The following is a 20,640-nucleotide window of genomic DNA, read 5'->3' as shown; positions in this document are numbered from 1 at the left end:
CCGGATTTTGCCGGGATGACAGGGATCCTCTTGCGAGGGCCACCAACACCAATGAATGGCGGCTTATACGCCTGATTTATGGGGAGTCAACAGGGGTAAGCGGGCTTTATGCCACGTCGTGACGCAGTATTGCAGCTTCACTTGCAGAAAGCTGACGCCGCGCGTGATCCCCAAAGGCATAAGGCTGATCCACAAGGGCCGGATCCAGAGCCTCTAAACGCTGACGATCCGTTTCATCCAGAACGCTCATATTCGCATCCGCCGGATGGAAGCTCTCGGTTTCCACGCCATTGGCAAAGATGATCTCATGGCGTTCCAGCATCAGGTGCATATAAGTGACCTCGCGCATCGCGAAATCTGTCGCGATGCTCGTGCCATTCACCAATTCACTGGCGGATACCAGAACCTCGGGCGTATTGAACAGATCGCGGGCCACGTCCCCGCGCACTACAAATTTGTGGTCCGGAGACACAATAAGATCGCCCTGCGGTTCACCAGACCCCAAGGCGCCTGACTTCACACGGATCGGGCGCAGCTTGGGAAATGTGAACAGACGCGCACCGGTCATGCGGCGCGAGCCGATCCACTGCACTTCTTGTGTCCCATTGTCCTTGGTATGCACCAGATCGCCTTCATGCAGGCTTTCAATCGGGCGGGCGCCATAGGGCGTCGAGATCAAAGTGCCCGGCGCGAAACAAATCATCTGGGAGGGATCATCGCCGGGCTGCGCATCGCGGCCACGGTTCAAAGCGTGATAGACCACCCAAAGATCACGGCCCTTCGGCGGGATCTCGTCGATGAACATCAAAAGCGGTTGCTTGCCTGCGACCTCAATCAAAGTGACCGTATAGGTCTCAGCCCCATCGGTGACGACGAAACTGTCGTCCAGCATCGGCTCTTCGATATCAACCTTGTTCAGATCAGAGGTATGCGTCAAAGCCGCACCGACCATCTTGCGCACCATGCGCGCGGCCCTGCGGCGCAACATCGCCTCGCCTTCGCCTTGCTCCAAGCGCAATAGGCCCGATGGACCATCAACGCGGACCGTCTCTCCATTCCAGGACCACACTGCGCCTTTTTGCACGGCACTTATGGGTGCAGCCCGAAGACCATCCAGCTCTGTTTGCGACCAGGAGATGACGAACGTGCCCAAAAAGCCCGTTCCCATTGCTCGTTTCCTGCCTCATTTTTTGGCAGGATACCAGAAACGAATCAGCCTGCAAAGCAGAAACCGTCGCGGATTCAACAGCCTATGGGTGTATAGGTCAGCTCAACAACTTTAGGCGACGGATCAGTAGAGGCCCGCTTCCTTGGCGATCATCGCCGCATGGGTGCGGTTTTTCGCATCCAACTTGCGGCACAACGTGCGCACATGCAGCTTGATGGTCACTTCCTGCAAACCGAGTTCAGACGCGATTTCCTTGTTGGATTGCCCCTTGCACAACCCATTCAGAACCTCGACCTCACGCTTGCTCAGCTGTTTGGAAACCGGATTGTCCTTTTTCTGGTCCGCAAAATGCGACACCGGAAAAAACGTCTCGCCCGCCATCATAAAGCGCACGGCATGCACCAGGCTTTGAGCGGTCATGGTCTTGGGCAGAAACCCGATCGCCCCGCGATCGATCGCCTCTTGCGCCACAGAGTGCGGTGCATTTCCTGATAGGATCGCAACCGGAGTGCCCTGATTATTTTCGATGGCCTTGGACAGGCCTGAAAGGCCCTCCATCCCCGGCATATTGTAATCCAACACCAAGAGGTCGAAGGCCTTATCTTCTTCGCAGATCGTCAAGGCTTCGTCCAATGAACTGGCACTTTTCACTTCAGTGGCACCTTCTTTCACAAGGTACTCACTAATCGTATCCCGGACCAAATCATGGTCATCGGCAATTAGTATTCGCATACGCGTTTTCTCTTTCCCCTGACCGTGTCGAGCATAGATCACCGCTTAAACGCTAGCAGAGAACCAGATTTTTGACACGGTCTCGCTCCCGCATTCAGAATTAAACGATTGCACAGCAACTTGAGAAGTATAAGTTTCTACCTCGCTTTAATTTTGTGTTTAATTTCCCACATAAAATATGGACAAAAATCGTTTATCGCCCGAGACTTCAATATCGTAGAGCCCATTTATTCCGGAGCACCAAACAATTGAAAAATCTCTTCGCAATCGCCCTTCTGATCGTTTGTTCAGCAGCAGCTTCCGTCGCGGAAATCTCGCAACCCAAAGGTGAAGTTATCTTGGAAATTTCAGGAGAAATCTCGAGCAAAAACGTTGCTGAGACCGCGCAGTTTGATCTCGAGATGCTGCAAGCCCTACCGTCGCATTCTTTCGTGACATCAACAATTTGGACTGATGGTGCCCAATCTTTCGAGGGAGTCGAACTCAGCGTCATCGCGGACCTTGTCGGCTTTGAGGGAGACACGCTTAGTGCGAGTGCCGTGAATGACTACACAATTGAAATCCCAATTACGGACGCCGCACCCGGTCGGGCCATGATCGCCTACCTGCGCAACGGAAACCCGATGCCGCTGCGCGACAAGGGGCCGCTTTGGATCGTCTATCCATTCGACTCTTCGTCAGACTTCCAAAGCGAAACAATTTATTCACGCAGCATCTGGCAATTGAATCGAATTGCTGTTTCCAACAGCGGCGGATAACCTACCAGCGGCGTAAATAGGCCGGAAAGCTGGGACATGTTCAAAAGTCGCTTCGCAAAAGCACTCTTGTTGGCTGCGGCTGCGATTGTGTGCCTGTTCCAGGTCGGCCTTTTTGCCCATAATATGACCAACCGTATTTCGACCCTGACCGGGCCGCGTCTGGATCAGGCACCTTGGGCACTTGGTCAGCTCGAAGCGGAATATCATCACCTCAACGCGAGCCTCCGGTCAGATTTTGGCGCCCCGCTCGACACCGCCCAAATCCGCCTTCTCTATGACATTTTTCATAGCCGGGTCACCGTACTCGTCGAAAGCAAATCCTTTGCCAGCCACCGAGACGACCCCCGGTTTTTGACACCCCTTGAAAATATAGAAGCCTATCTCGGCGACACAGTTAGGTATTTTGCGAATGGCGATGACGGACTGCGTAAGGACCTTCCCAAATTGGCACGGCGAACTCAGGCGGTCGGTCCAGACGTTCGCAAAGTTGCTCTCATGGGGTTTCAGATCAACTGGGCGCAGGCAGACGCGCGCGAGATGGACGCCCGCCGGCTGATCTTCTGGAACTCCGCACAAACCGGGTTACTTTTCCTGCTGCTGTTATTGATGGCCGCTGGATTTTACCGGCAGGATTCTGCGCGACGACGTGCGTTGCAGGAAGTGTCTCGCACCAAAGCCCGCATCGAAGCGATCCTCAAAAGCAACACCGATGCGGTCATCGTTTGCTCTCACAATGGCAAGGTTCAGGAAATGAATGCACCGGGCCATGCCATGTTTGGCATTCCCGAAACTGCCGAAGAGGGCCTTGATCTGCACGACCTTTTGCAAGCCACCTCGCCTGCAAAAGACTTCTCTGACCCCCGCGATTCAGGCTTTTTGCACAAGGAGCGTGTCGAAACACAGGCTACGCGCGCGGATGGCACCCGTTTCCCCGTTGCCGTGTCCCTCACGCAGGTCAAGACCGACATGGACACAGCGCTCTATGTGGCCCATGTCCGCGACATTACGCGTCGCGTAGACTCGCAACGCGCGCTGCGCGAAGCGCATGACGAAGCGAAAGCCAACGAAAAGGCGAAATCCGACCTACTTGCGGTCATGAGCCATGAAAACCGCACGCCGCTAAACGGCATCCTCGGCGCATCGGAGCTTTTGAAAAAGTCCATGCGCAGTGAAAAGCAATTGCGCCTTGTGGCTGCGATTGAAACCTCTGCCAAATTGCTGCTGCACCATGTGAACAACGTTCTCGACGTCTCGCGCATGGATGCTGGCCAAGACGATCTGCGCATGGCTCAGGTCGACCTTAGGCAATTGATCCGAGACGTGATCGACAGCCAGCAAGCACGCGCCACGCAAAGTGACCTCACACTTTTGGCCGATATCGCCGAAGATCTGCCACCCTCGGTTCTGGGCGACGCACAGAAGATCCGACAGATTTTGCTGAACCTTGTCGGAAATGCCATCAAATTCACCGACGAAGGCTCTGTGATCGTCGAAGTCGAACTAATCGGCGACGGCCCAATCGTTGAATTTCGCATCATGGACACAGGCGCCGGGATCGAATCCCGCCAGCTTGAGAACATCTTCGAGGATTTCTTCACCGCCGACAGCACCTATGCCCGCCGCCGCGAAGGCAGCGGCTTGGGTCTTGGCATTGTGAAACGTATTGTCGAGGCGATGGGCGGAGATGTTGGAGCGGAAAGCGTGTTGGGCGAAGGTAGCCTGTTCTGGGTGCGGCTGCCCCTGCCGACCGAGACAGGAGAGATCGAAGGCACTGTCTGCGCAGAAGAAAAGGACAAGTCTCTGTCAATCCTTTTGGTCGAAGACAACGCGATCAACCGGATGATCACACAACAAATGCTTTTTGACGCCGGACATTTTGTCGACCTTGCCGAGGATGGCACTGTCGGAGCGCAAATGGCCGCGCAAACCGCCTATGACTTGATCCTGATGGACATCAGCATGCCTGGAATGGATGGCATCGAAACCGCGCAAAAGATCCGGGCCGACAATGGTCTATCCAGCGCGGCCCCGATTGTCGCCCTCACCGCCTATTCCCGAGACGAAGACCTAGGGCGCGTGAAAGCCGCAGGCATCCACCATATCCTCACAAAGCCCACCTCTGAAAGTGCGCTTGAGGCGATGATTTTGAAAGTCATGGGGGATATGTTCCTCAAGACCTCGAGCCACATCGTGTCCTCGACCAGCGCGGCCCTTTTGGACGAAGAGGTCGCTGAAAGCGTGACGCGAGGATTGGGCCATATTCAGGCCGAGGCGAACCTGAAAGAACTCGAACGGGACATGCAGGCACTTCTAAGCCGTTTGTCGAGCTGCTCCTCTGCCGAAGACCTTGATCTCGAAGAAATCCACAGGCTCACCGGATCCACCGGCGTCATGGGCATGGCGAAACTGCGCAAACACCTGATCCGCGCCGAAGCCATGGAACTCGGAGACCCGCAGGACCTGCAGCTTTGGATCCAGGCGACCCAGACACTGTGGGACGACACCCACGCGGCTTACTTATCTTTTCTCAAGGGCGCCTAGTTCCAAGAACCGCGACCCTTCGGACAGCCCACTACTCCCAAAGGGCAACCTTATATCCGCTCGCTCCACTCGCGTCATGCCCTCTGTTTGATATCCACGCCTCACGTCAAACAGTAGGCCGAGAAAAATGGAATCGTTTCACCCCATTGCGATGCAGGCACCTAAGTCCGCGCAGGTTAGCGGAACCGTTAGGGTTAACGTTAGCGCCACCAGCCAAGGGCAACCGATATTTATCGCTAACATCCAGAATTTCAACGCTATTTAACTTTCCCCTATGGCATGCTGGGCTTATATCCGGCCCCAAGCTGCTAAAATTTCGAGAGGACTAGGCATGACCGTCACCGTAGGTATCAACGGATTTGGCCGTATCGGGCGCTGCACATTGATGCACATCGCAGAAGCTGCGCGCGACGACGTGCAAGTGGTCAAGATCAACGCAACCGGCCCCATCGAAACCGCGGCGCATTTGATCCGCTATGACTCGGTCCACGGACGCTTTGCAAATGACGTTGTGGTCCAGAACGGCACCATGGACGTCGGTCAGGGCCCGATCCGTATGTTCTCGACCTACGACATGGACGAGTTGGACTGGACCGGCGTTGACGTTGTTCTGGAATGCACCGGCAAATTCAACGACGGCAACAAAGCAGTAAAACACCGCGAGCGCGGCGCAAAGAAAGTCCTGATTTCGGCACCTGCCAAGAACGTTCAGAAAACCATCGTCTTCGGCGTGAACGACAATCTGCTTGAGGCGAACGACAACGTCATCTCCAACGGCTCTTGCACAACCAACTGTCTTGCGCCGCTGGCGAAGGCTCTGCACCAAGGCATCGGCATCGAAAACGGCCTGATGACCACGATCCACAGCTACACCGGCGACCAGCCAACGCTCGACCGTCGCCACTCTGACCTCTACCGCGCACGTTCCGCAGCGATGGCGATGATCCCAACCTCCACCGGCGCAGCGAAAGCTCTGGGCGAAGTGCTGCCGGATCTGAAAGGCAAACTGGACGGCACCGCAATGCGCGTTCCAACGCCAAACGTCTCTGCCGTCGACCTGACCTTCGTCGCCTCCAAAGACGTCACCGTCGATGACGTGAACGAAGTCGTCCGCGAAGCCGCCGAAGGCGCGATGAAAGGCGTTCTGGCATATGATCCAGAACCAAAGGTTTCCATCGACTTCAACCACACCACCGAAAGCTCGATCTACGCGCCTGACCAGACCAAAGTCGTCGGCGGCCGCACCGTGCGCGTTCTGGCGTGGTACGACAACGAATGGGGCTTCTCTGCACGTATGGCAGATGTGGCTGCGAAAATGGGTCAGCTGGGCTAAGGCCACCCCGATTAGAAAACTTGCGCCCTCGGGTTCGCTATTGCATAGACAAGATGCAGGCAAACCTGAGGGCGTTTTCGTTTCATGACCAATACGATTGCACTGGTGCTGGGCGTGATCATAACTCTTTTGCTGATCGCCGATCAAATCTGGCTTGGTGGCGCAACAACGCTGTTTCTCGCCCGAGAGTTCACCCAACTGATCGAATGGGTCGCCTTCTGGCGCTGACGCCTTACGTCATCGAGACTTTCACCGTCACATCCCCATAGAGCGGCTCTTCCCAGTTCAGATGCAACTGATCGCCGCTGCTGCCCTGCTCCAGATCCACATAGGGCGTCGCCCAACGCGTCACATTCGCGCCCGTGCGCAAGCGCGAGGTCGCAACCACAGAGGAACAGACGCGCGCACGGCCCCCGAAAGGCAATTGCCCACCCGTTTCCACAACCCAGGTGCTCGCCGCCGTGTTCTGATCATGCTCCAGCACCAGAGGGTTATAGCTCGGCACATTGATCCGGTGGAACGTATTGCCCTCAAAAATCACATCCTTGCCCCGCGTCATGTCCAGCGGCGCAAACGTCGTGTCGACCACATCCACCTGATCGATATTGCTTTCCAACGCGCGGAACTTATTGCCCGTCACAGACAACCCGCCAATGAAATGCCCCGTCCCGAAGGGTTTGATCGAGATAAACCCAAACCACGGAGCCACATTGTCGCACAGGAACACATTGTCCGTAATATTCATCGCCGCAAAGGAAAAGCCCGTCGTGAAATCCGGCGTGGCCGAATGCTCGTTGCTCCACTCAATCGAGCAATTGTCCACGTAATTCCCCGTGATCGTGGTCGAACAATAGCTCGTCGTGATCAGGATCCCTGCCGTCCGCAGTCCCGCCGTCGCGGTATCCCCATGAAAGAAGTGATTGCCGATAATGGTAGAATTCGACCCACCCAGCACCGCGAAATGCCGAAACTGCGTCGCGCGATTGTTGCGCAGCTTCACGTCATTGGCGTTGGCATTCACAACGATCCCTATCCGGTCCTGCGCCAAGCTCTGACCCTCATCGCTGATAAAATTGCAGCGGTCGATGAGCATGCCCTGACAGCCCGTGCCGTGGCTGGTGATCCCCTTGTCCCGAGGCCGATTGATCCAGCAATCCTTCATATGAAAGATGAGGCCCGATGGCGGCAACAAAACCCCGCTCCCAACCGCCGAACAGATGATCTCGATATTGGTCATCACAAAGCGCGTCAGCTTGGTAAAGCCCGAGAAATCCAACACATATTTGTGCCGCGTAAAGGTAAAGACCTGCGTGCCCTCCGCATCATACAAGGGCTTTGACAAGGTGATCTCCTGCGTCGCCAGATTGACGCTTTGGACATAGATCTCACGACCCACCCCATTGCCTGTCACCCGCGCACCGGGTTCGATATTGGCGATATTCCCAACGGCTGTCAGGGTCCTCGAATTGCTCGCCGAATAGGTCGCATACGAGGTCACCACATCGCTCTCCCAGGCCGTATCGCCCGTGACCTGAAACTGCCCATTCAAAATATGCCGCCGCTGCGCAAAGCTCGTGATATTGGGGACGATCGCCTGCAAATCGATCGGCTCGGAAATTGTGATCCGGCGGCCGCCCAGATCGAGCGACTCGTGATCGGAATTGTTAAACAGAGCCTGAAACGCCTTCTCAAAGGCCAGTTGTTCGTTGCCAAAGGCTTCGATGTAATTCGGCAGATCAAAATTCTTGGTTAGCGAAAAGATCGCCGCCTGCGGCATGGTCACCCTGCCCTCAAACTGCACCTTCTCGGTGAAAGTCATGCCGCCGCTCAGCAAATAGGTCCCCGCAGGCACCAACACAGTGCGCCCATCGGCGGCCGCATTGGCCGCCTGAAAAGCCGCTGTGTCATCCGTGATCCCATCACCAATCGCCCCGAAATCGCGCACATCCACCATCGACATCATGTCGCGCAGAAAGGCCGAGGTGATGTCGACGACCTCAAGGTCATCAATCCGAACAACACCCCCACTCGGCCCCGTCAGATCCAGCCCCACATGCGCATAGGTGGGCGCCGTACCCCAAACCATATCCACACCACCGCGCTGCCCCGCACCGACAATGGCCGTAACCTCGACAACTTCGCCATAGTTCGTCAGCGTCACCGAGGCCCCAAACTCCGTCAGCCCCGTCACATGCGTTCCACCCGAAGCCCCGGCCCAAGCGGCCATCCGCACAGTCGGCAAGTTCCCCGAAATCGCCTTCACCCGCGCCTTGATCTGCAGGTAACACCCCGCCTGCAACGGAGTCTGCCCCATGTATCTCAACTGCTGCGTACCAGAGGTCTTTTGCATCTCTAGACAGCCCGCAAAATCCGCATCTGCAGGCACAAAAGCAGCATTGGCTGCGCCGTCATAGGTGTCCGATCCCGGCGTCCCATCGCCGCTCGACCATACTCCTAGCCCATCCGCAAATGGCGGCGGCATCAATTGCAAACCCTCGGTGATTGCCTTGTTCATCGACGTCCCTTTCCCAAAGCCAGTGGGCCGCGGCCCGTTGACTGGAAAGCTCGTCGCTCAAGGTTAAAGCGCGCTCAAACCAGCGCGCGCAGATGTTGCACCCTAGGCGGTATCGCCCGGCGCTGGCAGGATCTGAACGCCGTTAATGCGCCACATGCCGTCAATCATTTTCATTTGATAATCAAGCATATGGATGACGCCCGCAGGATCCGTGATCATCACCCGCTGCCACAGGTTCCCGGCAATCTCGCGCAGCTCCAGATAGCGCACCGCATCGGGCCGATGTACCATCGGATAGCCACTCATGACCATCTGACCAAAGCGCTCGGACGTGCCGAAAAAGCCCTGAATATTCGGGCTGGCATAGGTGAAAGCCTGCGCAAAATCATCCACCTGAAAGGCTTCGATCTGTTGCGTGATCACCGCCTGAATATCGCGCTCCTGCGCCACAGAAACGCTGGCCCAAAGGCTCAACAGCAAAGCATAGACTATCCGCATGACGTATCCTCCTGCCTCAAACCTAGCGCGTTATGAGGTCACGACCAGCCTAAGGCCCGCAACAGCTCTGCACCGTCGCATTCCCCTTGCAGCAATCCTGCAGCAAAAACCGCATCACCTCGCCGATGGCCTGAAAGTTCACACGATAGATCATCTGACGGCTTTGGCGTTCCGACGTCACGATCCCCGCTGCCTGCAAAGTCGACAAATGAAACGACATCCGCGACGGGCTCGCCCCCAAAGCCTCCGCCACATCGCCCGCCAACATACCCTCAGGCCCCGCCTCCACGAGCTTGCGCAAGACCTGCAAACGGGTCTGATTGGACAAAGCCCCAAAGGCCTCGATCACCTGTTCCTCTTTCATATTTCAACACCTCTTGAAATATAGATCGCTTTCACCTTATATATTTCAAGAATCATTGAAATGGAAGAGAGCCATGACCCTGAATGACTTCCTCGACGCCTTACACGACCAACCCGCCGAGGCCCCTTTGGTCTTTACCACCTCTGAGGGCCCCATCGGCGCGGGCTATCACATCACCGAGCTGAAATCGCTTGATATCAAGAGCATAGACTGCGGCGGCCGCACCTCGGACTGGACCGAGGTGCAGATCCAACTGCTCGACGGCGCAGGCCGGTCGCATCTGTCCGCAGGCAAAAGCGCCAAGATTCTGGAACATAGCCTCAAAGCCATTCCAGACCTGGCCGAGGGCGAATTGTCCTTTGAATACGCGCCCGGCAACAACGGGTTACGCCGCTACATCCCGACCCAACCGATCTGGGCCGAAGGCCACGTCGAAATGCGCCTGGCTGAGGATGGCGCGCAATGCAAAGCCGCTGCCTTCAGTGGAACAACGGCCGGCTGTTGCGGCGCAAGCGCCCGCTGCTGTTAAGGAAAAAGAGGGGCCAAAAGCCCCTCTAAACCAACTCGCCCTTCAAGGCGCTGTCGATCAAAGCAATCGTCTCTTCAACGCCATAAAGCGCGATGAACCCACCAAAGCGTGGCCCCTGGCTCGCGCCCAGTAGGACTTCATAGATCGCGGTGAACCAATCCCGCAGCGGCTCGAAATCATGCAGCTTGCCGATGGCAAAAACCACGGACTGCAGGAACTCATCATCGCCAAAATCGACCTCTGGCAGAGGATCATCCCGCCCCATTTTCTCGTTCTTAGCGGCAATCGCCGCCAGCGCAGCCTCTTCAGACCGGAGCGCATCGGCCAAGGCCTCAAGCGCTGCCCGCTCTTTATCGGTCGGCGCGCGATAGGTCTTGGTCGGCTTCACGAAATCATTGAAGTAGCGCACCGCAAAGCCCGCCGCATCATCCATATTCGGATGGGTCTCAGGCGTCGCATCCGGCGCATATTTGTTGATGAACCCCCAAAGCGTCTCTTTGTCCTCAGCCGAGGACACCGACGCAATGTTCAACAGCATCGCAAAAGGCACGATCATATCGGACGCCGGCACATCCGCTCCATGGATGTGATACACAGGGTTATTGAGCTGCCCCTTCAAATCCTGCCCCGGATAGGCCCGCAACTGCTGATGATACTCATCCACAGCCTTCGGGATCACATCAAAATAGAGCCGCTTTGCCGTCTTTGGCTTTTGATACATGAAGTACTGCAAGGACTCAGGCGCCGCATAGGTCAGCCATTCTTCCATCGAAAGACCATTGCCCTTGGACTTCGAAATCTTCTGTCCCTGCTCGTCATTGAACAGCTCATAGCTTAGGGATTCCGGCGGCCGTACGCCCAGCGCGCGACAAATCTTGGACGACTGCGTGACCGAGTCGATCAGGTCTTTACCCGACATCTCGTAGTCGACTTCCAAAGCCGCCCAGCGCATCGCCCAATCAGGCTTCCACTGCATCTTGACGTTGCCGCCGGTCACAGGGATCTCGACCTTCTCGCCATCAGGTTCCTGATAGACAATGGTGCCCTTCTCGACATTGCGCTCAAGCGTCGGCACCTGCAGGACGTGACCGGTCTTTGGGCTGACGGGCAGGAAACACGAATAGGTCGCTTGACGCTCCGCCCCCAAGGTGGGCAGCATGATCTCTTGGATCTTGTCAAACCGCGCCAGCGCCGTCAGCAGCATCTCGTCAAACTTACCGCTCTTGTAGTAATCCGTCGCGCTCGCGAACTCATACTCAAACCCAAAGCTGTCCAAAAACGCACAAAGCCGCGCATTGTTGTGCTGAGCAAAGCCTTCATGCGTGCCAAATGGATCGCGCACTTGGGTCAGAGGCAAATGCAGATCCTCCGCCAGACCCTCTTGGTTTGGCAAATTGCTCGGCACCTTGCGGAACCCATCCATATCATCAGAAAAACAGATCAGCTTGGTCGGAATGTCAGAAATCTGCTCAAACGCACGACGCACCATCGTCGTGCGCGCCACCTCGCCAAAAGTGCCAATATGCGGCAGACCCGAGGGACCATAACCCGTCTGAAACAACACATATCCCTTCTCCGGCGCGCCCTTTTGATAGCGTTTGAGCAAGCGGCGCGCTTCTTCAAAGGGCCAGGCTTTTGAACTCATCGCAGCATCGCGCAGATCAGACATGTGTTTCTCCGAAAATCTAAAGCGCCCAAGACTCAGAAAAGGGCGACGCGGCTTCCTAGGTCTTAGCGCCGCGAAGGTCAACGAAAACACGGCCCGCTCGCATTCATCTTGCCAAAAATACTCAAAATCCGACGGTCGAAATCGAGGGCTTTCCCATCTTGCTCTTGGCTAACCCGCTCCCTATTCTCAAATGTAACAAAGACATCCAAAGGCCGGACCATGACCGAAGAGACCCCACATCCATTGACCCCACAAGACAGCCTTGTCGCCATGATGGTGGCGGTCTCTGCCTCGGATGCGACGATCCGCACGGCTGAACTCATCAACATTCAGAACGCGGTGAACAACCTGCCGATCTTCGCCGATTACGACATCGACCGCATCACCACGGTCAGCCAGACGGTCTATGATCTCTTTGAACAAGAGGACGGTATCGCCGCGCTCTTTGGGCTGATCCGCGACAACCTGCCTGACGGGCTCAACGAAACCGCTTATGCGCTGGCCTGCGACGTCGCGGCGTCGGACGGCCATATCTATGAGGGCGAACTGCGTCTACTGGAAGAAATGCGCTATGAGCTGCAAATCGACCGCCTGCACGCAGCAGCCATCGAGCGCGGCTCCCGCGCGCGCCACATGACGCTCGCGCATGTGAGCTAAGGGGCTTTGCCCCCTTGGCTGCGCCAATTCCCCCGGGATATTTAGAGCAAGAGAAAGACCTAGCCGCGTCCGCGATAGGTCGGCACGCCTTGGTCTGGGATCCAGACACCCGGCAGCTCGGGGCCGGTTTGATAGAAGACATCAATCGGAATGCCACCGCGTGGGTACCAATAGGCCCCGACACGCAGCCATTTGGGTTCCAGCAGTTCTTCGATGCGTTTGCCGATGGTAACAGAGCAATCTTCGTGAAACGCACCATGGTTACGGAACGACCCGAGGAAGAGCTTCAGAGACTTGCTCTCAACCAGCCAATCCCCCGGCACATAGTCAATCACGATATGCGCAAAATCCGGCGCTGCCGTCAGCGGGCAGAGCGACGTGAACTCAGGCGCCGTAAAGCGCACCGCGTAATCCGTGCCCTTCTGAGGGTTCGGCACCCGCTCCATTACCGCTTCTTCGGGGGTTTGGGGCAGCTCGGTCTTGCTGCCCAGTTGCGTCAGGTTTTCATAGATGGATTTATCAGACATCTGCGTCTCCGTCATACGCCGCGCTTGTTGCCCCAAATGAGGACATGCAGCTGCGGCAGGATTGTAGGTGTGTACCAGTGGTCGGCGAGGGCCTTGTCTATCAGCCACTCATAGCGGGTCATGATACCGTCGATATCGACCTCTGCGTCGTCATCATCGGGTGGCGGTGGCGTGTGATTGCCGGGCTGAATATAGAGCGGCATATCGGGATAACGCCGCGCCACATCCCGTGCCCAATCATAATCGCGATCATCAAAGATCACCATTTTCAGCACACGCGGCGCATCGCCTGCTGCCGCAATACAAGCGTCAAATTGATCCCAATCCACCACATGTTTCGACGACGGCGGCTTGGGCGACAGGATAAGAGGATCTAATTCAGCAAACCAATCCTTCGCCACCGATCCCTGCGTTTCGCAGGCAAAGCGATAGCCCTTGGTCTTGCCCATCTCAATGAGCTCCCCGAATTGCTGGATCGCCGGATTGCCCCCCGACAGGCTCACCGTCAGAGGCACGCCCCCCGACAATCGCTCAATCTCGGCCATGACCTCTTCGGACGTCATCTTTGCCCAAGTGTGGCGGTATTCCGTATCCACCGCATGCAGCGTATCGCACCACGCGCAGCGATAATCACAGCCACCAGCGCGCACAAAGACCGTCGGCTGGCCGATCACCGCGCCTTCACCTTGAATGGTGGGGCCAAAGATCTCGGAGATCCGCAGCATTACGGGCGATACTCGGCCCAGAGCTTTGGCGTTTCCTGGATCTTGACCGCGCTGGTCTGATGCCAACGCTCTTTGCACCAGTCATAGATCACCTTGCTGAGCCACTCGGTCGTGACATTCGGATGATCAAACACGTCATTCAGATGCCGGTGATCAAGAGTGTCATCGATCCAATCCCGCAGCGCATTCAACTCTTTGAAATCCACAATGAAGCCGGTCGCGTCCAATTCCTCAGACGCCAGCTCCAGCGTCACAACATAGTTGTGCCCGTGAACGCGTGTGCAGGGGTGCCCCTCTGGCAGGTCCCGCAGATTATGCGAGGCCGAGAAATGAAACTCTTTGCCAATGCGGTACATCAGTGAGCCTCCACAACAGATTTCCAATAGTCCGGGTCGGCATAGACCGTTGGATCCTCGACCCCTGCCAAATGAAAGGCCTCGCGACGTTCAACGCAGGTACCGCAGCGCCCGCAATGTTGTTCTCCGCCTTTGTAGCACGACCAAGTATCCGCAAACGGCGCGCCAGCCTTGACACCCTCAGTGACGATATCGGCCTTCGAGATGTTCACAAACGGCGTGTAAAGCGTCACATCCGCATAGCCCTCAAGCGCCGCGTTCTGCATGGTTTGGAACGCATCAATAAAGCCCGGCCGGCAATCCGGATAAATAAAGTGGTCGCCACCATGCACAGCGGTCGCGACAGCATCCGCGCCCTTTGCCGCCGCCACGCCAAAGGCCACAGCCAGCATGATCGCATTGCGGTTCGGGACCACAGTGACCTTCATATTCTCTTCGGCGTAGTGCCCGTCGGGCACATCCACATCATCGGTCAGCGCCGAGCCCGACAAAAAACCGCCAATCGCGCGCATATCAATCAAATCATGCGGCACGCCAAGCGCTTCACCGGCGCGGGCGGCATAGTCGGTTTCTTTCTTGTGACGTTGGCCATAGTCAAACGACAAGAGCCCCACGAGTTCGCGTTCTTTCGCGACTTTGTAGGCGAGCGTGACTGAATCCAATCCGCCAGAGCAGATAACAAGTGTCTTCATGACTGATCCTTGTTTTAGCAAACCGGGTAGGCTGCGACCGGTATCCGGGACCATCCCGAACGGGCGGGGTTTACCAAAGCCCGCGCCCCTTGCAAAGGATCAATTTCGCTTAAGAGTTTTGCTGAAAAAACCGAACAATCCCTTAACCGGAATAAATCCGCCCCCAACGCTCGATCATCACCTGTTGGAGCTGCCGCGCTCGGCGGTTCCAGCCCCGCGCCCCCTCGGGCCGCTCACGCTGCGCGCGTGACAGCTTGCGCCTTACGCCCTCGTTGGCAGAAAACACCGCAAAAGCCATAACGCGGCCATCTGACGCCTGCATATATCCCGCCAGACCGCTTACAAAGTTCAGCGTGCCAGTTTTTGCATGCACTTTGATCGGGTGGGCTTTGTCAGGCTTGCCTTTGGCGTCTTTCAGAATGATCTCCTTGAGCAAAGGCCGCAGCCGATCTGAACTCGCCGCCCGCGCCAGCCCCAAAGCGGTTTCCCCCGCGAGCATCCGCGACGCATCCCCAAGTCCAGAGTGATCCACAAATTTCGCACTCTTGATGCCCAGAGACTTACGCGCCCATTTCTCCATCTCGCGCCCCGAGGCACGCAGGTTCGCGGCAAAGACCCCGCGTTTTGCCGTCGCCGTCAGACCAATCGTCTCAGCCGTCAAATTGGTCGAAAACTTCAGCATCCGTTGCAGCATCACCGACAGAGGTGCACTCTGATGTTGCGCAAGCACCGTCCCTTTGGGACGCGAAGAGGTCTTCTTGGCCGCTGGCAAATAAAGCCCATGCTGAGCGGCCAACCACCGAAAGACTTCGCCCGCATAGACCTCAGGCTGGCGCACAGGCAGCCACCGCCCCCCATTGCCCCCCAGCGCGGGTCGCGACACAGACCATTCCTCGACGCCACCACGCTTGCGATATTCATAAATCGGCGCCGCCCGCGGATCTAACACCACCTTCACCGACTTGACCGGAGGCCGCACCCGCTCGCTGCGCGCATCCAAGGTGACCGACAGCCCTTCAGCCCCATTGCGCCACTCAAAGAACACGCGATTGAAATTCAGGCAGATACCCGAGATCGCAGGCGAATAGCCCACATGCACCGGCTGCCCGCCGTCAATGCTCTCCACCGATGGCAATGCGCCGCCATAGACCAGCAGCCGCCCTGTCACCTTTTTGATCCCCCGCGCCGCCGTCGCTTTGGCCAGAGCGTTCAGGTCGTCCGTATCCAGCGTCGGATCGCCGCCACCGACAAGGATCAGATCGCCATCCAACGTCCCGTTCTCAATCGACCCATTGGCCACAACCCGCGTCTGGAATCGGAAATCCGCACCCAAAGTATCCAACGCATAAAGCGCCGTGATCGATTTCGCGACACTCGCGGGTGGCAGTTTCTCTTTGCCGCCATGGCTTTCGAGCAGTTTGCCAGAAGCCAAATCAACCACAGCCACGCCGGTTTTCCCACCCAGCTTGGCTTGCTCGATCGCTGCGGGGATCGGCACATCGCCTTGGATTTTCACAGAGATCGGCCGCAGTTTTGGCCGCAACGACGTCTTGGGCGCCTCCGCCACACCGGCGGTCGCGGCAAACCCAAACATACTCGTCAAAAACGCGCGTCGTGAAAATTGCGTCAACATAACCTGGCAGTCAAATTCCCCAGATCAAAGCAAGCCATAGTTCGCCTGACCAAACAAGTGCGGTTAACCATTACAAAAGGGAATGTGATCTCAGCGTGACGCCCATTTGCCTTGGGCACGGATCTCGGTCGAGCTCAGATCCACCATGGGCACATTGGTGAAACACCAGGCAGGCGTTTGCGCTTTCACCAAGCGCCGGCTCTGCTTGCCGGGAATCTTGGCGAAATCATAGACCGCCGCAGCCTTCGCGGTCTTGGCCGGGATCCGATCGCCGGGCCGCGCCAGCACGCCCACATGGAAGTTCTCCATAATGAACCGCCAGTCCTTCCAGCGATGAAACTGCGCGAGGTTATCCGCCCCCATCAGCCAGACAAACCGCACCCCCGGATAGCGCGCCTTCAAAGCCGCCAGCGTCTCCGCCGTATAGGTCGTGCCACTGCGCGCCTCAAAATCGCTGATCGTCACACGCGGATGCCGCATGATCGCCCGCGCCGCCGCCATCCGCCGCTCCATCGCCGCGGGGCCTCGTTCTTTCAAAGGATTGCCCGGGCTTACCAGCCACCAGACCCGATCCAGCCCAAAGCGCTTCAAAGCCTCGCGCGTGATATGCACATGCCCCGCATGCGGCGGGTCAAACGATCCGCCAAGCAGCCCAACGGTCATGCCCGCCGTCAGATATGTCACGCGTTTCCTCATGGTCGCCAAATAGAAAGTTCACCATGCAGATTGTCCAGCCGATAATCGGGACATTAGGGCTTTTCTCGCGCCTGCGACGCCCGTAGCCTGCGCCCATGATCGACCCAAATTCCGTCTCTCTTGTGCAATGCGACCCCCGCGATGACGCCGCCGTCTGGTGCTTGGGCCAGTACTACGCCGAACTCGAACGCCGCTTTGACCGAGGTTTTGACGTCAACCTCTCCCGCGACCCCGAGGCCAGCGACATGATTCACCCAAAAGGCGCGTTCTTTGTGGCGATGTCAGACGGGCAGGCCCTGGGCTGCGTCGGCCTCAAAGGCTGGGGTGACGGGCAGGCAGAGATCAAACGGCTCTGGGTCTCTGAGGCCGCGCGGGGTTTGGGCCTCGCAACCCGTCTGATGGAGCGCTGCGACGCAGCCGCGCGGGACTTGGGGATCAAGGTCTTGCGGCTGGACACAAATTCCGCCCTGCCCGAGGCGGCACGGCTCTATGAAAAGCTCGGCTGGGTCGAGATTGAGCGGTTTAATGATGATCCCTATCCGGATCTGTTTTTTGAGAAGTGGGTGGTTTAGGCTAGACTGCGTGAACTTTCGTTGAACACTTTTTGAGGCCTTCATGAGCGACATTCCCGATATCAGTTGGTGTAAAAAAGGTGGCTCTCGAGGGTGGATAACAATCGAAACTGTTGAGTGGGATATTGGTAAAAACAAAAGTGGGTGGGTGTTTTCGATCCCGCCTGGCCGCGAATTCGAAAGCTCAGTCCCACCGCTATTGAGGTGGGTGTTTGACCCAGACGACCCCTTTTTCCTTAAATCAGCTCTCATCCACGACACGCTCCTGGAACTCGGGTTTCGACGCGCTTTCGCTGACAGTCAGTGGTTCGAGGCTGCGCTCAGCGTACACGCCCATCCGCTTAGAACATGGCTCGCGTATTCAGGGATGCGGCTTCGTCGGTTTATCCGGTGGATTTTGGGGAAAGACGCAATCAATCGGGGGTGATCGACCTCGCCTCATTGAGTTTGCCATCCCCCACCCCATCCGCTATCACCCCCTCTGACGCGCGAAAGCGCCCAAAGATTCCCCTAAAGCGGAGCCCGACCCATGGCAGCCTATCAATACGTCTATCACATGCAGGGTGTGTCCAAGACCTACCCCGGCGGCAAGAAATGCTTTGAAAACATCCACCTAAGCTTCCTGCCCGGCGTGAAAATCGGCGTCGTCGGCGTCAACGGCGCGGGTAAATCGACCCTGATGAAGATCATGGCGGGGCTGGACAAAGACTTCACCGGCGAGGCCTGGTCTGCCGAGGGCGCCAAGGTCGGCTACCTGCCGCAGGAGCCTCAGCTTGATGAAAGCCTCTCTGTGCGCGAAAACGTCATGCTAGGCGTGGCCGAGAAAAAGGCCAAAGTGGACCGTTTCAACGCCATCGCCATGGAGATCGCCGAGAACTATACCGACGAGCTGATGGAAGAGATGACCGAGCTGCAAGACGGCATCGACGCGGAGAACCTCTGGGATCTGGACAGCCAGATTGATGTCGCCATGGAGGCCCTGCGATGCCCACCCGACGACGCCAATATCGCTGACCTGTCTGGCGGTGAAAAACGCCGCGTGGCGCTCTGCAAACTGCTGCTTGAAGCGCCAGATATGCTCTTGCTCGACGAACCCACCAACCACCTGGATGCGGAAACCATCGCCTGGCTGCAACAGCACCTGATTGACTACAAAGGCACCATCCTCTGCGTCACCCACGACCGTTACTTCCTGGATGACATCACCGGCTGGATCCTGGAACTCGACCGCGGCCGTGGCATTCCTTACGAGGGCAACTATTCCAGCTGGCTTGAGCAAAAAGCCAAACGTCTGGCGCAGGAAGCGCGCGAGGATAAGGCGAAGCAAAAGACGCTCGAGCGCGAGCTTGAATGGATGCAGCAGGGTCAAAAGGCGCGTCAGGCCAAATCCAAGGCGCGGATCGCGGCCTATAACGACCTCGCCTCCCAATCCGAGCGCGAAAAGATCACCCGCGCCCAGATCGTTATCCCGAATGGCCCGCGTCTGGGCTCCAAGGTGATCGAGGTCGAGGGGCTCTCTAAGCACTACGGCGACAAACAGCTGATCGAGAACCTCGAATTCAGCCTGCCGCCGGGCGGCATCGTCGGTGTCATCGGCCCCAACGGCGCCGGTAAATCAACGCTCTTTAAGATGCTGACCGGCCAAGAACAGCCCGACGGCGGGTCTGTGACCTATGGCGACACAGTGCAGCTGTCTTATGTCGACCAAAGCCGCGATGATCTGAACGACGGCGACACCGTCTGGGAAGCGATTTCCGGCGGGGCCGAAATCATCGAACTGGGCGACGCGCAGGTCAACTCCCGCGCCTATTGCTCGTCCTTCAACTTCAAAGGCGGAGACCAGCAGAAGAAGCTCAATCTGCTGTCCGGTGGCGAACGCAACCGCGTCCACATGGCGCGCCTGCTGAAAGAGGGCGGCAACGTGCTGTTGCTTGACGAACCAACCAACGATTTGGACGTCGAAACCCTGCGGGCTTTGGAAGACGCGCTGGTCGATTTCGCAGGCTGCGCGGTGGTCATCTCGCACGACCGTTTCTTCCTCGACCGGATCTGCACGCATATTCTGGCCTTTGAAGGCGACGCGCATGTGGAGTGGTTTGAGGGCAACTTTGAGGACTACGAAGAAGATAAGAAGCGGCGCTTGGGACCGGATGCTCTAGAGCCTAAACGGTTGAAGCATAAGAAGTTTACCCGATAAGCACCGTAGGGTGGGTTTCCAACCCACCCTACCCGGTCACCTTCATTCGGAATGGTGGGGTATAATCCCACCCTACGCTCTGCCTTGAAGCGGAGCCCGGACAGTCCGGCAGGTCGACGCTGGCGCAGCGGCCAGACGGCCTTGTTCTGCGCAAAACCTTTCCAAATTTGATCCCGATCAAATCCAACCCTGCACCAGCGCGTTAGTCTCCCTCTGAAACCACAAAACGGAGAGACATCATGGGCAAGACCCCGCACGAACTGGCTGCAGAATTTCCAGAACATGTCACCAAAATCTCGACCCTAAAACAAACCGACGCGCATTTCGCGCGGCTGGCGGACGATTATCACGACGTGAACCGCACCGTGCATCCGGTCGAAACCAATGTGGAACCGATGGGAGACATGGAAACCATCGAACTGCGCAAGAAACGCGCCGCATTGAAAGATGAAATCTACCGGATGCTGGCGAACTAACC

22 protein-coding genes are annotated in these 20,640 nt (G+C 57.1%); 10 read left to right on the top strand and 12 right to left on the bottom strand.

Translation table 11 applies throughout. From position 1 onward, the window contains the following. Window positions 1–106 precede the first annotated feature (106 nt). Together WG622_RS09165 and WG622_RS09160 are read right to left on the bottom strand one after the other, a co-directional pair. A complete protein-coding gene (locus WG622_RS09165) occupies window positions 107–1,168 on the bottom strand; it encodes a Hint domain-containing protein (protein ID WP_339403329.1) in 1,062 nt (353 codons plus the stop codon). A 123-nt stretch (window positions 1,169–1,291) separates the two neighbouring features. Continuing rightward, on the bottom strand, window positions 1,292–1,900 hold the full coding sequence (locus WG622_RS09160; protein ID WP_339403327.1) for a response regulator transcription factor: 609 nt from the start codon (window positions 1,898–1,900) through the stop codon (window positions 1,292–1,294). Window positions 1,901–2,148: 248 nt separating this feature from the next. On the opposite strand from WG622_RS09160, the gene WG622_RS09155 reads away from it, so the two are divergent. From WG622_RS09155 to WG622_RS09140, 4 genes are all read left to right on the top strand, one after another. Then, a complete protein-coding gene (locus tag WG622_RS09155) occupies window positions 2,149–2,658 on the top strand; it encodes a putative pterin-binding protein (RefSeq protein ID WP_339403326.1) in 510 nt (169 codons plus the stop codon). A 36-nt stretch (window positions 2,659–2,694) separates the two neighbouring features. Continuing rightward, window positions 2,695–5,199: an ATP-binding protein gene (locus tag WG622_RS09150; RefSeq protein WP_339403325.1), complete on the top strand. Its 2,505-nt coding sequence runs from the start codon at window positions 2,695–2,697 to the stop codon at window positions 5,197–5,199. Between the two features lie 331 nt (window positions 5,200–5,530). Then, complete coding sequence (gene gap / locus WG622_RS09145; RefSeq protein ID WP_339403324.1) at window positions 5,531–6,532, top strand: type I glyceraldehyde-3-phosphate dehydrogenase; 1,002 nt, start codon at window positions 5,531–5,533, stop codon at window positions 6,530–6,532. 84 nt (window positions 6,533–6,616) lie between these two features. Further along, window positions 6,617–6,760: a hypothetical protein gene (locus tag WG622_RS09140; RefSeq protein ID WP_209357234.1), complete on the top strand. Its 144-nt coding sequence runs from the start codon at window positions 6,617–6,619 to the stop codon at window positions 6,758–6,760. A 4-nt stretch (window positions 6,761–6,764) separates the two neighbouring features. Here WG622_RS09140 and WG622_RS09135 read toward each other — a convergent pair whose 3' ends face one another. The 3 genes from WG622_RS09135 to WG622_RS09125 form a co-directional block, all read right to left on the bottom strand. Continuing rightward, entirely contained in the window at window positions 6,765–9,047 is a 2,283-nt protein-coding gene (locus WG622_RS09135) for a glycosyl hydrolase family 28-related protein (protein WP_339403323.1), read from the bottom strand. 102 nt (window positions 9,048–9,149) lie between these two features. Next, window positions 9,150–9,545 carry a DUF4864 domain-containing protein gene (locus tag WG622_RS09130; protein ID WP_339403322.1) on the bottom strand — a complete coding sequence of 132 codons (396 nt, stop codon included), beginning with the start codon at window positions 9,543–9,545 and terminating at the stop codon, window positions 9,150–9,152. A gap of 49 nt (window positions 9,546–9,594) precedes the next feature. After that, entirely contained in the window at window positions 9,595–9,909 is a 315-nt protein-coding gene (locus tag WG622_RS09125) for an ArsR/SmtB family transcription factor (RefSeq protein WP_339403321.1), read from the bottom strand. Between the two features lie 73 nt (window positions 9,910–9,982). Between WG622_RS09125 and WG622_RS09120 the strand changes: the two genes are divergently transcribed. Further along, window positions 9,983–10,438: a DUF6428 family protein gene (locus tag WG622_RS09120; RefSeq protein ID WP_339403320.1), complete on the top strand. Its 456-nt coding sequence runs from the start codon at window positions 9,983–9,985 to the stop codon at window positions 10,436–10,438. Window positions 10,439–10,463: 25 nt separating this feature from the next. Here the strand turns inward: WG622_RS09120 and WG622_RS09115 are convergent, their stop codons facing one another. Beyond that, window positions 10,464–12,107: a lysine--tRNA ligase gene (locus WG622_RS09115; protein ID WP_339403319.1), complete on the bottom strand. Its 1,644-nt coding sequence runs from the start codon at window positions 12,105–12,107 to the stop codon at window positions 10,464–10,466. 219 nt (window positions 12,108–12,326) lie between these two features. Here WG622_RS09115 and WG622_RS09110 point away from each other — a divergent pair, with 219 nt between their 5' ends. Beyond that, window positions 12,327–12,764 carry a tellurite resistance TerB family protein gene (locus tag WG622_RS09110; RefSeq protein ID WP_339403318.1) on the top strand — a complete coding sequence of 146 codons (438 nt, stop codon included), beginning with the start codon at window positions 12,327–12,329 and terminating at the stop codon, window positions 12,762–12,764. A gap of 59 nt (window positions 12,765–12,823) precedes the next feature. Here WG622_RS09110 and queF read toward each other — a convergent pair whose 3' ends face one another. The 6 genes from queF to WG622_RS09080 all read right to left on the bottom strand — a co-directional run bounded on the left by queF (window position 12,824) and on the right by WG622_RS09080 (window position 17,360). Next, entirely contained in the window at window positions 12,824–13,291 is a 468-nt protein-coding gene (gene queF, locus WG622_RS09105) for a preQ(1) synthase (protein WP_209357241.1), read from the bottom strand. 11 nt (window positions 13,292–13,302) lie between these two features. Beyond that, window positions 13,303–14,016 (bottom strand): 7-carboxy-7-deazaguanine synthase QueE, encoded by a 714-nt coding sequence (gene queE, locus WG622_RS09100; protein WP_339403317.1) that lies wholly within the window; start codon window positions 14,014–14,016, stop codon window positions 13,303–13,305. Beyond that, window positions 14,016–14,372, bottom strand: a complete 357-nt coding sequence (queD, locus tag WG622_RS09095; protein ID WP_339403316.1) for a 6-carboxytetrahydropterin synthase QueD — start codon at window positions 14,370–14,372, stop codon at window positions 14,016–14,018. The genes queE and queD overlap by 1 nt, the downstream gene beginning before the upstream one ends. Then, a complete protein-coding gene (queC, locus tag WG622_RS09090) occupies window positions 14,372–15,064 on the bottom strand; it encodes a 7-cyano-7-deazaguanine synthase QueC (protein ID WP_339403315.1) in 693 nt (230 codons plus the stop codon). Before queC ends, queD begins: the two co-directional genes overlap by 1 nt. Window positions 15,065–15,206: 142 nt before the next feature. Further along, the gene (dacB, locus tag WG622_RS09085) at window positions 15,207–16,658 is read right to left on the bottom strand and encodes a D-alanyl-D-alanine carboxypeptidase/D-alanyl-D-alanine endopeptidase (protein ID WP_339403483.1); all 1,452 of its coding nucleotides are present in this window, start codon (window positions 16,656–16,658) and stop codon (window positions 15,207–15,209) included. A 129-nt stretch (window positions 16,659–16,787) separates the two neighbouring features. Next, window positions 16,788–17,360 (bottom strand): nicotinate-nucleotide adenylyltransferase, encoded by a 573-nt coding sequence (locus WG622_RS09080; RefSeq protein WP_438839164.1) that lies wholly within the window; start codon window positions 17,358–17,360, stop codon window positions 16,788–16,790. A gap of 128 nt (window positions 17,361–17,488) precedes the next feature. Between WG622_RS09080 and WG622_RS09075 the strand changes: the two genes are divergently transcribed. The 4 genes from WG622_RS09075 to WG622_RS09060 all read left to right on the top strand — a co-directional run bounded on the left by WG622_RS09075 (window position 17,489) and on the right by WG622_RS09060 (window position 20,638). Then, entirely contained in the window at window positions 17,489–17,965 is a 477-nt protein-coding gene (locus WG622_RS09075) for a GNAT family N-acetyltransferase (protein WP_339403313.1), read from the top strand. A gap of 43 nt (window positions 17,966–18,008) precedes the next feature. After that, a complete protein-coding gene (locus WG622_RS09070; protein WP_339403312.1) occupies window positions 18,009–18,392 on the top strand; it encodes a DUF1353 domain-containing protein in 384 nt (127 codons plus the stop codon). Between the two features lie 102 nt (window positions 18,393–18,494). Next, window positions 18,495–20,162, top strand: coding sequence for an energy-dependent translational throttle protein EttA (gene ettA, locus WG622_RS09065; RefSeq protein WP_339403311.1), 1,668 nt, complete (start codon window positions 18,495–18,497; stop codon window positions 20,160–20,162). 239 nt (window positions 20,163–20,401) lie between these two features. Then, the gene (locus tag WG622_RS09060; protein WP_339403310.1) at window positions 20,402–20,638 is read left to right on the top strand and encodes an HP1242/YdcH family protein; all 237 of its coding nucleotides are present in this window, start codon (window positions 20,402–20,404) and stop codon (window positions 20,636–20,638) included. Window positions 20,639–20,640 lie beyond the last annotated feature (2 nt).

This window comes from Cognatishimia coralii, assembly GCF_037478305.1.
In the GTDB taxonomy this organism is placed as follows: domain Bacteria; phylum Pseudomonadota; class Alphaproteobacteria; order Rhodobacterales; family Rhodobacteraceae; genus Cognatishimia; species Cognatishimia coralii.
This window is presented reverse-complemented; position numbering and strand designations above follow the sequence as displayed.